Genomic DNA, 12,245 nt, shown 5'->3' on the forward strand with positions numbered 1-12,245 from the left:
CGGCGGGCCGGGGACGGCCCGCCCGCCCCGAGCAGTCAGGCTCCGGGCCGCACCGGACCGACGGCGGTGCCGGCCGCCACGACCAACCGGCCGGAGGCGCTGGACTCACCGGGGATCACCCCGTCCGGGGCCCTCAGCGTGAAGGTGGCCCGGTCGGCCCGGACACCGCCGGGGCCGACCGGCACCTGGATGTCGAAGTGGACCGGACGCCCCGGGCCGAACGTCACCACGGCGCGCTGCGAGCCGTACCGGCCGGGGGTGACTCCTCGGAGGGAACCGTGCTGGTGGAAGCGGACGTCCGCGGGTGAACCGGCCAGCCGGCAGGGTTCGTACCCCCGCGCGGCGGTCAGGGTGACCCGGTAGTGGCGGTGCCCCGCGGTGGCGGGGCCCGCGGTGATCCTGGCGGTGTGGTTCGCCGGACGGCACGCGGACGGAGCCGCACCGGCGGCGAGGGCCGACGGTGACGACGCCTGCGCCGTTCCGATTCCTGCCGCGCCGACGAGCAGGGTGGCGGTGGCTGCGATCAGGGCGCTGCGACGATGCACGAGCATCCCCCTCCTGTGGTCCCGGCGGATCCGGGCGAGCACCTCCGACCTGTCCGCCACGGCCCCCCGCGCAATCGCGCCCCCACCGCGTTCCCCTCGTACGGATGACGTCCCCGCGACGAGACGGCCGAGGCCCGGGAAGACGGGTTCTAGGCGGCGGGCCAGGCGTCCGCGAGCATCTTGCGGGTGTCCGCGAGGAGCTGGGGCAGGACCTTGGTGTGGCCGACGACCGGCATGAAGTTGGTGTCGCCGCCCCAGCGGGGCACGATGTGCTGGTGCAGGTGGGCGGCGATGCCGGCGCCCGCGACCGTGCCCTGGTTCATGCCGATGTTGAAGCCGTGCGCGCCGGAGGCCGTCCGCAGGGCGGTCATGGCCTGCTTGGTCAGCTCGCCCAGTTCCACCGTCTCGGGACCGGTGAGATCCGTGTAGTCGGCGACGTGCCGGTAGGGCACGACCATCAGGTGCCCGCCGTTGTACGGGTAGAGGTTCAGCACCGCGTACACCTGCTCGCCGCGCTTCACGATCAGCCCGTCCTCGTCGGACTTGGCCGGGATCGAGCAGAAGGGACAGCCGTCGTCGGCCCCCGGGCCGGTGGGCTTGTTCTCGCCCTGGATGTAAGCCATCCGGTGGGGCGTCCAAAGGCGCTGGAACGCGTCCTGCGTTCCCACTCCGATCTGCTGCTCCGGCTCACTCGTCATGTGATGCAGCATATTGCTTCGCCCGTTCGCGGCGTGTCGGCGGGTGCCCGGGAAAGGTGCCTGCGGCCAAGCTGGGGCCATGGACGACGACAGCCCGACGAGCCGCTGGGCGCAGCGCACCGAGGTACCGCTGGGGATCGCGTCGCTGCTCTTCCTGACCGCCTACGCGGTGCACGTGCTGGCGCACGGGATGCCCGACTGGGGGCGCCGGGTCTGCCTCATCGTCATCGCGGTCGCCTGGGCGATGTTCCTCGTCGACTACCTGGTCCTGTGGCGGCTGAGCGGACGAGGCCTCGCGTTCGTGCGGACCCATGTCCTGGACACGGTGGTCCTCGTCCTGCCGCTGCTGCGGCCGCTGCGGGTCGTCCGGCTCTACGACGCCGTGCTGCGCCGGCGGGGCGAGCCCCGGTTGCCGCTGTACGCGCGGGTGATGTTCTACGCGAGCATCGCCGTCCTGCTGCTCGGCTTCGCCGGGGCCCTCGCCGTCTACCAGGCGGAGTACGAGGCGCCGGGCGCGACGATCCGTACCTTCGGGGACTCCGTCTGGTGGGCGTCCTCCACGCTGGCGACGGTGGGCTACGGAGACGTGACGCCGGTGACGGCACGGGGACGCGTGATCGCGGTCGCCATGATGGCGTGCGGTCTGGCCCTGCTCGGCGCGGTCACGGGCTCGTTCTCGTCGTGGCTGCTGCAGGTGTTCTCGCGTGAGGGCGACGACGAGAGGCCTCCGCGGAGCTGAGCTTCGCGGAGGCCTCTCGTCAGGTGCGGCGGATCAGATCTGCGCGCGCTCCTCGACGACACGGGCGATCTTGGCGATGGCCTCGTCGAGCGGGATGCCGTTCTCCTGCGAGCCGTCGCGGTAGCGGAACGAGACGGCGCCGGCCGCCATGTCCTCGTCGCCCGCGATGACCATGAAGGGCACCTTCTGCTTCTGCGCGTTGCGGATCTTCTTCTGCATCCGGTCCGAGGACGAGTCCACCTCGACGCGCAGCCCCTGCTTCTTGGCCTGCGCGGCGAACTTCTGCAGGTACTCGACGTGCGCGTCACCGATCGGGATGCCGATCGCCTGGACGGGCGCCAGCCATGCCGGGAACGCGCCCGCGTAGTGCTCGAGGAGTACGGCGAAGAAGCGCTCGATGGAACCGAAGAGCGCGCGGTGGATCATGACCGGGCGCTGCTTGGTGCCGTCCGGGCCGGTGTACTCCAGGTCGAAGCGCTCGGGCAGGTTGAAGTCGAGCTGCACGGTCGACATCTGCCAGGTGCGGCCGATGGCGTCCTTGGCCTGCACGGAGATCTTCGGGCCGTAGAAGGCGGCGCCGCCCGGGTCCGGGACCAGCGGGAGGCCCTGCTTCTCGGCGACCTGGCGCAGCGTCTCGGTGGCTTCTTCCCAGACCTCGTCCGAGCCGACGAACTTCTCCGGGTCCTTCGTGGACAGCTCCAGGTAGAAGTCGGTGAGGCCGTAGTCGCGCAGCAGGTTCAGGACGAAGGTGAGCGTCTTGTCGAGCTCCTCCGCCATCTGCTCCTTGGTGCAGTAGATGTGCGCGTCGTCCTGGGTGAAACCGCGCGCACGGGTCAGGCCGTGCACGACGCCGGACTTCTCGTACCGGTACACGGTGCCGAACTCGAAGAGGCGCAGGGGCAGTTCACGGTACGAACGGCCGCGCGCGTCGAAGATCAGGTTGTGCATCGGGCAGTTCATGGGCTTGAGGTAGTAGTCCACGCCCTCGTCGAGCTGCATGGGCGGGTACATGCCGTCGGCGTACCAGTCCAGATGGCCCGAGGTCTCGAAGAGCTTCCCCTTGGTGGCGTGCGGGGTGTAGACGAACTCGTAGCCCTCCTCCTCGTGCCGGCGGCGCGAGTAGTCCTCCATGACCCGGCGGATGATGCCGCCCTTGGGGTGGAAGACGGCGAGGCCGGAGCCGATCTGGTCCGGGATGGAGAACAGGTCCAGTTCGTTGCCCAGCTTGCGGTGGTCGCGCTTCTCGGCCTCGGCGAGGAAGTCGAGGTGGGCCTTCAGCTCCTCCTTGGAGGGCCAGGCGGTGCCGTAGATGCGCTGCAGCATGGGGTTCTTCTCGCTGCCGCGCCAGTACGCGGCGGCGTTGCGCATGAGCTTGAACGCCGGGATGTTCCGGGTGGTGGGCAGGTGGGGACCGCGGCAGAGGTCCTTCCAGCACAGGTCGCCGGTCTTGGCGTCGAGGTTGTCGTAGATGGTCAGCTCGCCGCCGCCCACCTCGACGTCCGCGCCGTCGTCCGAGGACGCGGAGCCCTTGATGCCGATGAGCTCCAGCTTGTACGGCTCGGCGGCGAGCTCCTCGCGGGCGTCCTCGTCGGTGACGACGCGACGGGAGAAGCGCTGGCCGCGCTTCTGGATCTCCTGCATCTTCTTCTCGACGGCCTTGAGGTCCTCGGGGGTGAAGGGCCTCGCGACGTCGAAGTCGTAGTAGAAGCCGTCCTTGACCGGGGGGCCGATGCCGAGCTTGGCCTCGGGGAAGAGCTCCTGCACGGCCTGGGCCATGACGTGCGCGGTGGAGTGGCGCAGGATGTTCAGGCCGTCCTCGGAGGAGATCTCGACGGGCTCGACCTCCTCGCCGTCCCGCACCTCGTAGGCGAGGTCCTTCAGCTCGCCGGCCACGCGGGCCGCGATGATGGTGCGCTGGCCGGCGAAGAGCTCGGCGGCCGTAGTGCCCGTCGTCACCACGCGCTCTTCCCGCTCGGAATCGCGTTGGATGACCACACGGACGTCTGACACCGGACTCTCCTGACTGAAGGCGACTCCACACCACATACGGCATGGCATGGCAATGCCCCGAATCCTACCGAGCCCGGGGACCCCTCCGCGAAAGGGTTGTGGACGGGCCCCCGCCAAGGTCCCCTCACCGGGCCGCCTCAGTCGCCGCTGCAGGCCTCCTCGAAGAAGTCCAGGTTCTCCTGGAGCGACTTCATCAGCCGGTCCCGCTCCGCCTCGTCGACCTGTACGGGGACGACTCCGGAGGCGTCGGTGAGCCGCCGGAAGCCGCCGCGGCTCTCCAGCCGTCCGTGCACGCGCACGGGCAGCCCCACCAGATGGGCCTGGCCCGCGATCCGGTAGGCCTCCTCGTCCAGGGTGACCCGTACGTGCGGGACCTCCGCACCGGCGATGACCCGCAGCCGTACGGTGCCCGCGCCGCGCGGGCCAGAGCGGCGCATCCTGACGACCGCGCCGGTGATGCGCACGGGGACGGACGGTTCCTCGCGCAGGTACCGGGCGCCGGCCTCACGGAGCACGGGAAGGTCGCCGGGCGAGAACTCGACGGCCTCGGCGGGGTTCGCCCCGCCCTCGGGGACGCCTTCTGCGGGCGACCACTCGACGGCGATCCGGGCGCCCTCCGTCCCGCGCACGAGGGCCACCAGGGCTTCCATCAGCTCGTGGCTGACGCCGGCCTCGACGGCCGCGTCGAACGCGTCCATGCCGCCGGTGGCCCGCTGGTAGTCGATCGCCTCGCGGGCCGCGTACAGCGCCTGGTGCAGGCGGACGGCGAGGGGCCTGCCGGCGGCGACGGGCACGAACGCGGTGAGGCGGCGGCCGCCCGGTTCGGCTCCGACCAGCACGTCATCGAGGGAGGCGGCGGCGGCCCTGCGGTGCCGGGCGCCGTAGTAGCCGGCCCGCGCGCGGGTGGCGAGCGCGGCGGCGAGCAGCATCCGGCGGGCGGCACCGCGCAGCTGTTCCTCGACGGTCCAGGGCGCGGCGCCCGCGGGTCCGGTGGGCACGTCCCGCCACCAGCGGATCTCGTCGCTGGGGACGGCGAGCGCGAGCAGCACGTCGCGTGCGGACGACGAGCCGCTGCGGGCGAGCGCGACGAGAGCTTCGCCGAGCAGGTCGTCGCTGTCGGGGAAGGCCCGGTTCTCGGGCACCAGCAGGCTGGTGCCGTTGCCCCCGGGCCCGGGTGGTGTCCACCGGCCGTACCGTCCCGGGGCTCCCCCGCGCCGCTGCCAGCCGTGGCGGTGCAGGAGGGCGCCGAGGACGGCCGGGTCGACCTGGTCGGGGGCCGGAGGGGCGTCCCAGGGCGTTTCGGCGGGGTGCGGCCGCACGGGCCGAAGGGGCTCGTCGATCGGGCGGTGTGTCATGGTCTGCCTCCCGTCCCGACCCTCGTCATGATCTCGCAGAGGGCACGGTCGTCGAAGATCCGGGTCGTCGGGATACGGACGGTGGTCCGGTGCCGGCCCGTGACGGCGTGCCCGGCGAGGTTGATCCAGTAGCAGCAGTGCCGCAGGTCGAGGCGGTCGTGACCGGCGCGCAGCCAGTCGTCCTGGGATCTGGGCACGAGCATCACGACCAGGATCTTGTGCACGGAGACCGGGGTGCGCGCGAGCTTCGCCAGGTGGGCGTTGTCGAGCGGGAAGGAGAACGCGGGCCCCGGTGGGTCCGGCGGTATCTGGTAGGTGCACTTGAGCTGCACCTTGATGGTGACTTCGTCGTCGACCGTGTGCCCGGGGGCGCTGTGGCTGACGTGCCAGTCGATGCCGTTGTCGGGGAACGGCTGGGAGAGCGAGCAGCCGGCCGCCGCCGCCACGGCGTGCAGGTAGCCCACCTGCAGGGTCTCCATGCAGGCGGTGGTGGCGAGGGAGCCGCGATGGGGTGCCGTCCGCTGGGGCAGCAGCCCGCCCCGTTCGGGCTGGGCGAGTGCCATGAGTCCAACAGCCTTCCAGGCTTGGTGTGTCCGCGCTTCGGGTCGCTGAACTGCAAAGACCCGTACCTCAGTTGTCTCCTTCCGGCGTACGGCGCAAACAGCCCGGGTATCACCAAACGGGCAGAAGACGGTGCGTCAGCTGCCGTGGGTGAACGAGGAGTTGTATTGGTATGACGTGCTGGTACGAGGGCCCTCTGGCCGCGTTCGACACGGAGACGACGGGCGTGGACGTCGAGACCGACAGGATCGTGTCGGCCGCCGTCGTCGTCCAGGACGCCGCGGGGACCCGCCCCAGGGTGACCCGCTGGCTGGTGAACCCCGGAGTGCCGGTGCCCGCGGGGGCGACGGCGGTGCACGGGCTCACGGACGAACATCTGCAGCGCAACGGCCGCTGGCCGTCGCCGGTGCTGGAGGAGATAGTGCGCGAGCTGGGCGAACAGGCCGCGGCGGGCCGGCCGCTGGTGGTGATGAACGCCCCGTTCGATCTGACGCTCCTGGACCGGGAGTTGCGCCGGCACCGGGCGTCGTCGCTGGACCGCTGGTTCGACCCGGCGGCGCTGCGGGTGCTCGACCCGCGGGTTCTGGACAAACATCTGGACCGCTATCGCAAGGGCCGCCGCACCCTGACCGATCTGTGCGCGCACTACGACGTGGTGCTGGAGGGCGCGCACGACGCGGCGGCGGACGCGCTGGCGTCGCTGGAGCTGGTGCGGGCGGTGGGACGGCGGTTCGCCTCGCGGCTCGAACGGCTGTCGCCGGCCGAACTGCACACGCTCCAGGCGGTGTGGCACGCGGCGCAGGCGCGCGGGCTGCAGGCGTGGTTCGCGCGCAGCGGTTCGGAGGAGGCGGTAGATCCGGCGTGGCCGCTGCGACCCGATCTGCCGGCGGCCGCGGCCTGAACGGGCAGACGGGCAGACGGGCAGACGGGCAGACGGGCAGACGGGCAGACGGGCAGACGGGCAGACGGGCAGACGGGCAGACGGGCGCAACGAAAAACCGGTCCGTCGGTGACGGACCGGTCTTTTCCGGGTGGGCGATACTGGGTTCGAACCAGTGACCTCTTCGGTGTGAACGAAGCGCTCTCCCACTGAGCTAATCGCCCGGGAACGGACTGAACCATACAGGTCCGGGCGGGTGGGGTTCAAACCGCTTCGAGGTAGGTCCTCAGACCGCGTCGCCCCGCGCGCATCATCAGGGCGTGGTTGGCGCGGAAGAAGGGCCGTCCGGGCACCGCCAGCCGGCGCAGCAGCGCCGTGGTCACGCGCACTTCCTGGTCGTACCGCGCGCGTGTGCCGGGTCCGGTCACGTCGAGGGTCCAGCGCGCCCAGCCGTCCAGGTCGCCCGTCATCGCGATCTCCAGGACGCAGGCCGCCGGGTCCCGGCGTGCCGCGCGAGCGGTGAAGGTGATGTCGTACGGCAGCGTGGAGCGGATCCGGATGACACCGCTGCGGTCGTCGACCGGTGTCACCGCGCGCACCTGGGGCCACCAGAGCGGGTAGTTCTCGGCGCGTTCCAGGGCCGCGTACACGGCGGCGGGGGGCGCGGGCAGCTCCCACTCGCTGTGGAAGCGGTAGTGACTCCAGTCCATGGAACGAGTGTGCCCACGTTCGGGCGGTGCCCATGTCCTCGCGTCCGCTGCCTTGTTCGCGGGCGGCCGGGCTCCCGTCCGCACGGACTCGCCTGCGGTTCTGAGTACGGGGTGAGTACGCGGACTCATGTCCCGGACACGTGGCCGGAACCACACTCCGCTACATGACCCCTCTCCCGCCACCGGTCGAAGAGCTGCGGCTCCTGGACGCCGAACTGCGGCAACTGGACGCACGCCGGGCCGTGTTGCTGCACCGCCGTGCCTGGCTGGTCCATCTGCTCCAGCCGCGGCCCACCCCGACAGCGCCTCCGTCGCCGCCCGCCCGGCGGCCCGAGGCCACGGCGCCGGGGGTGCAGAACGTGCTCCTGATCCTCGGCGGTCTCCTGCTCACCGTCGCCGCCGTCGCGTTCACGCTCGTGAGCTGGGGCCGTCTGGGGATCGTGGGGCGGTCCGCCGTGCTCGGCGCGGTGACGCTGGCCGCGCTCGGCTCACCCGTGCTCCTCCTGCGGCGGGGCCTGCGGTCGACCGCCGAGTCGCTGGCCGGCCTCGGTCTCGTCCTGACGGTGCTGGACGCGTACGCCCTGCACACGGTCGCGCTGCCGGACACCGACGGCGTCGGGTACGCGGCGCTCGCCTCGGCGACCCTGGCCGTCGGGTGGGCCGCGTACGGGCTCACGGTCGGCGGGCGGCCCGGTGCCGCGGGCCGGCAGGTGTCCGGCGACGACCGGACCACCGGGGAGGCCGCGACCGGCGGCCGTGCCCCGCACCCCGTGTTCGGAGCGGTACGACAAGCGGCCGTCCTCGGTCTGCGGCTCCCTGTCCCGGCCGCCGTGGTCGCCGCCCAGTTCCCGCTCGTCCTGTGGGCGGGCGCGGCCGGGGCGGGAGCGCACGCCGTCACGGCCGCGCTGCTGGTGACGGCCGCGTTCGACGCCGTGATCGCTCTGCGCGCGTCCTCGACGGCCGTCCGGGTCGTCGCCGCCGTCGGCGCGTTCGGCCTGGGCGGCTGGGGCACGTTCGCCGGCTGCTACCTGTCCTGGACCGCCGCCGGACCGGGCGCCGCGGCCCGGGCGGGGGCACTGCTGCTCCTCGCCGCCTCGATCGCCTTCTCGGCGGCGTGGGCCGCCGAGAAGCCTGCCCTCGCGACCGGCATCGCCGCGGCCGGCGGGCTGGTCACGGTCGTCGCTTTCGGGGGTGTGCTGCGTACGGTGCTGCCCGGCGCGTGGACCGTTCCCGGCCATCTGGTGTGCGGGCTGGCCCTGTTGGCGGCCGTTCGGCCCGGGCTGCCGGAACCGGTGCGCCGCGGGATCGCCGCGGCTTCCGGCTCCGTTCAGGGGCTGGCCGTGGTCTGGGCGCTGCCCGTGGTCGTGGTCTCGCTCGTGGGCCCGCTCGCGCAGGTGGGCTCGGTCTGGTCCGGCGCTCCGGCGACCGCGCGGGACGCGGTGACGAGCGAGCTGCCCTGGCCGCCCGGCGCGTTCACGGCACCGCTCGTCCTCGGCCTCGTCGCAGCGGTCCTGGCGGTCGGGGTCCGCTCCGCCGCCTGGCGTCCGCGGGCTCTGACCGGCGCGCTCGTTCTGGCGTGGTCGACGGCCCTCTCGCTCCCGGCCGCCCTCGAACTCCCCTACGCTGCGGGCCTTTCCGTCCACGCGCTGACGGCGGTGGCTCTGCCGGCGCTCGCCCGCCGCACGCGTCCCCCGGTGGTTCCCGTGGTCCTGGCCCTGGTCACCTCCATCGATCTCGCGTTCCTGGCGCTGGCGTCGCAGACCGCCACCCTGATCGTGTTCGCCGCGCTGACGGCCCTGTTCGCGGTCACCGCCCGGCAGCCCGGCCTCGGCCCGGTCGGGGCGCCCGCCGCCCTCGGCCACCTCGCCGCCACGGCCTGCGCGGTGGGCGCGTCCCTCGGCTGGCAGCCCCAGCACACGGCCCTGCTCGTGCTGGCGGTCCCTCTCCTGGCCGCCCTCCTCGCGGCGCGCCTCGACGACGCGCCGACGACGGTGTCCGTCGAGATCACCGGTGCCGTCGCGGCGCTGCTCGCCGTCGCGCTCGCCGCCACGGACCCGCCGATGCTGGCAACGGTCCTCGCGCTGTGCGGAGTCATCGCCGCGGGCACGGCCGTACGGGAGGACCGTCGGTCCGCCGGATACGCGGCGGCCGTCCTGTTCGTGCTGGCCGCCTGGGTGCGCCTGGTGGCCTGGGACGTGACGTCGCCAGAGGCTTACACGCTGCCGGTGACCGTCCCCGCGCTGCTCGTGGGTCTGTACCGGCGTCGCAAGGACCCGGCGGTCTCGTCCTGGACCGCGTACGCGCCGGGCCTGTCCGTGAGCCTCTTCCCGAGCCTGCTGGCGGCGTGGGCCGACCCGCAGGCGCCGCGCCCCCTCGTCCTCGGCGCGGCGGCGCTCGCCGTGACCCTGCTGGGCGCGCGGCACCGCCTCCAGGCGCCGCTGCTGCTGGGCGGCACGGTGCTCGCCCTGGACGCGCTGCACGAACTCGCGCCGTACATCGTGCAGGTGGTCGACGCACTCCCCCGTTGGGTGGCGCCCGCGCTCGCCGGGGTGCTGCTGCTCGCTCTGGGCGCCACGTACGAGCAGCGGATCCGCGACGCGCGGCGCGTGCGGGATGTGCTGGGACGGATGGACTGAACGGACGGGTCGCGTCCCACGACGGCGCCGGTCGGCCTCCGCCACCGGCGCCGCCGTGCATCTCGGGACGCCGCCGGGACGGAACCCCGTCGCGTACCGCTTCCGGAAATTCGGACGGCCGCCACCGGTATGGGAACGGCGGCGCGGCGCGGCCGTCGCAGCCCCCGCCGACGGGCGGAAGCCGCCGGTCCACAGCGCCGGGGAGAGATGTCCTGGGCCCCGTTCCGGGCCCCCGCGCATTTCCGCACCGGGGCCGACCGGGCGTATCTCCGGCGCGTCGCGCAAAGCGTGCTTGACGCGCGGGCCAGGGATCGCCTCGGGTGCGTCGCCGGCAAAGGCCACCGCTCAGCTCCTCGCCCGCACGAAGGCGGCGGGTCCCCAAGCACCGCCCCGCCACGGGGAAGTGACACGGCGTCGGGTCGGCTCGGAATACCGGCCTCTTTCCGCCGACCCGCCTCATTTTCCCAACTCTGGTTCGACGATTTCCGCGCCGCACAATATTCTCCGCGCCTATCCGCGACTTGGGCCGAACGGAGTCCCGCTCTTGTCGTACTTCCGCAGAAATCGGATGGCGTTCCGAAATACCCGCGCCACATTTCCAGGGAGATCCGGGCACAAGAACTTCCCTCAGAAGTCCACATAATCCGGGAAGTGTGCTTCGCCAACCCTTCCGAAACTTCCGCTTGTTCCCGGAAGAACGGGTTCCGAACCTGCCACCGTCCCCACCCACCTCGACGAACTCCGTCCCGCTCGACGGGTCCCGCACGCGACGGACCGTCACCGTCCGTTCCTGGCACGGGCATCGCCCGTGGCCTCACCGTGCGGCGCACCCGTGATCCGGACAGGTACCGGTCGCGCCCCTCCACGCGCGCGTTCCGACGACGGTGCCACGAGGGCCGCATCCGTGGACGGGACTCCGCAGGTCGGGCGCACACGATCGATTGATCGAACATGTTTCGCATCGCCGGGTGAAGGGGGGCGCGGCCGAAAACGTGCGGCTGCCGGAGGCGCGGGCGACGGGGCACGGAACGGAGCGTGAGGGGTGACGACGCGAGGCTCGGCGGAAGCCGCGTACAAGGAGGCGGCGGGAGACCCGGCGCGGAACCGCCGACGCGATCCGACCGGGCGACGCCCTCGGGTCGGGAGCGGACCGACACCGGCCCGCGCGGCGCCCGCACCGGCAGTTCCCGATCACCGCGTGTCGCGTGAACCGACCTCGAACCTGCGGCTCCCCGAGGGCTCCCTCGTCGGCCTCACGGGCCGGCCGCCCGGCGCCAGGGGCCCGACCCGAGGCAGTCCGGAAGCAGATGACCAGGGCACATGCGCACCCGTCGGCTCCGAAGCGGGTCGCGGCCCGCATGCCCGACGAGCCCTCTCACACGACAACGCGAACGGCTCCGGTCCACGAGGTCGTGGACCGGAGCCGATTCGTACAAGTGGGCGATACTGGGTTCGAACCAGTGACCTCTTCGGTGTGAACGAAGCGCTCTCCCGCTGAGCTAATCGCCCGGGCGCAGAGAGAACATTACCCCATGTCAGGGGATGGCTTCGACCAGCTCGGACGGCTCGCGAGGCCAGGTCCGCCCGGTCACTCCTTGATGTTCCAGGGCATCTCGAAGCCGAACTTCCAGACGTACACGCCGACGAGAACGGCCACGATCACGAGGCCGATCGACGTCAGGATGATGTTGCGGCGCCGGACCCTGGGGTCGAGTGCGCGCTGGGTCGCCTCCGTGACCTTGCGCTTCGTCCAGCGGAGCACCAACTGGGCCCAGACGAACTCGGTCGCCCAGATCGCCATGCCCCCGAAGATCACCAGCCAGCCGGGGCCCGGCAGCGGCAGCATGACCACGCCCGCGCCCACCACCGCGAGCCCCACGACGAAAACGCCGACCTGCCAGCTCACGTGCAGCGCACGCCGCGCCTTGACGAATTCCGGCGCCCGCGAACCGAGCGCTCGTTCATTGTCCGCCTCGTCGTCCGCCATGGCGACCTCGCCCGGCTCGTCACTCCCCGTATTCATACGACCAAACCCTACCCGAGAGAAACCGGTCACCGGAATGGCCCTATCCGGCGAAGGCACCCTCGGCCGGATGAGTTACATAAAGACA

General features: G+C 72.2%; 10 protein-coding genes and 2 tRNA genes. 3 read left to right on the forward strand and 9 right to left on the reverse strand.

Going from position 1 to position 12,245, the window contains the following annotated elements; genetic code table 11:
- Positions 1-35 precede the first annotated feature (35 nt).
- Positions 36-551 carry a DUF4232 domain-containing protein gene (locus tag B0675_RS33620; RefSeq protein ID WP_081223379.1) on the reverse strand — a complete coding sequence of 172 codons (516 nt, stop codon included), beginning with the start codon at positions 549-551 and terminating at the stop codon, positions 36-38.
- Between the two features lie 143 nt (positions 552-694).
- Positions 695-1,255: an HIT domain-containing protein gene (locus B0675_RS33625; RefSeq protein ID WP_081223380.1), complete on the reverse strand. Its 561-nt coding sequence runs from the start codon at positions 1,253-1,255 to the stop codon at positions 695-697.
- 67 nt (positions 1,256-1,322) lie between these two features.
- On the opposite strand from B0675_RS33625, the gene B0675_RS33630 reads away from it, so the two are divergent.
- Positions 1,323-1,982 (forward strand): potassium channel family protein, encoded by a 660-nt coding sequence (locus tag B0675_RS33630; protein ID WP_081223381.1) that lies wholly within the window; start codon positions 1,323-1,325, stop codon positions 1,980-1,982.
- Positions 1,983-2,015: 33 nt separating this feature from the next.
- On the opposite strand, the gene thrS is transcribed toward B0675_RS33630, so the two are convergent.
- From thrS to B0675_RS33645, 3 genes are all read right to left on the reverse strand, one after another.
- The gene (thrS, locus tag B0675_RS33635) at positions 2,016-3,992 is read right to left on the reverse strand and encodes a threonine--tRNA ligase (RefSeq protein WP_081223382.1); all 1,977 of its coding nucleotides are present in this window, start codon (positions 3,990-3,992) and stop codon (positions 2,016-2,018) included.
- A 137-nt stretch (positions 3,993-4,129) separates the two neighbouring features.
- The gene (locus B0675_RS33640) at positions 4,130-5,347 is read right to left on the reverse strand and encodes a hypothetical protein (protein WP_081223383.1); all 1,218 of its coding nucleotides are present in this window, start codon (positions 5,345-5,347) and stop codon (positions 4,130-4,132) included.
- Positions 5,344-5,910, reverse strand: a complete 567-nt coding sequence (locus B0675_RS33645) for a DUF4365 domain-containing protein (RefSeq protein WP_081223384.1) — start codon at positions 5,908-5,910, stop codon at positions 5,344-5,346. The genes B0675_RS33640 and B0675_RS33645 overlap by 4 nt, the downstream gene beginning before the upstream one ends.
- Positions 5,911-6,080: 170 nt before the next feature.
- Here B0675_RS33645 and B0675_RS33650 point away from each other — a divergent pair, with 170 nt between their 5' ends.
- Entirely contained in the window at positions 6,081-6,809 is a 729-nt protein-coding gene (locus B0675_RS33650; RefSeq protein ID WP_081223385.1) for a 3'-5' exonuclease, read from the forward strand.
- Positions 6,810-6,940: 131 nt separating this feature from the next.
- On the opposite strand, the gene B0675_RS33655 is transcribed toward B0675_RS33650, so the two are convergent.
- Together B0675_RS33655 and B0675_RS33660 are read right to left on the reverse strand one after the other, a co-directional pair.
- Positions 6,941-7,012: transfer RNA gene (locus tag B0675_RS33655), tRNA-Val, on the reverse strand.
- Positions 7,013-7,051: 39 nt separating this feature from the next.
- Complete coding sequence (locus tag B0675_RS33660; protein ID WP_081223386.1) at positions 7,052-7,498, reverse strand: SRPBCC family protein; 447 nt, start codon at positions 7,496-7,498, stop codon at positions 7,052-7,054.
- A gap of 164 nt (positions 7,499-7,662) precedes the next feature.
- Between B0675_RS33660 and B0675_RS33665 the strand changes: the two genes are divergently transcribed.
- Positions 7,663-10,134: a hypothetical protein gene (locus B0675_RS33665; protein WP_081224036.1), complete on the forward strand. Its 2,472-nt coding sequence runs from the start codon at positions 7,663-7,665 to the stop codon at positions 10,132-10,134.
- A 1,437-nt stretch (positions 10,135-11,571) separates the two neighbouring features.
- Here the strand turns inward: B0675_RS33665 and B0675_RS33670 are convergent.
- A tRNA-Val gene (locus tag B0675_RS33670) sits at positions 11,572-11,643 on the reverse strand.
- A 79-nt stretch (positions 11,644-11,722) separates the two neighbouring features.
- Positions 11,723-12,157, reverse strand: coding sequence for a TIGR02611 family protein (locus B0675_RS33675; protein WP_081223387.1), 435 nt, complete (start codon positions 12,155-12,157; stop codon positions 11,723-11,725).
- Between the last annotated feature and the right edge of the window lie 88 nt (positions 12,158-12,245).

It is taken from the genome of Streptomyces sp. M41(2017) (assembly GCF_002078175.1).
Taxonomy (GTDB): Bacteria; Actinomycetota; Actinomycetes; order Streptomycetales; family Streptomycetaceae; genus Streptomyces.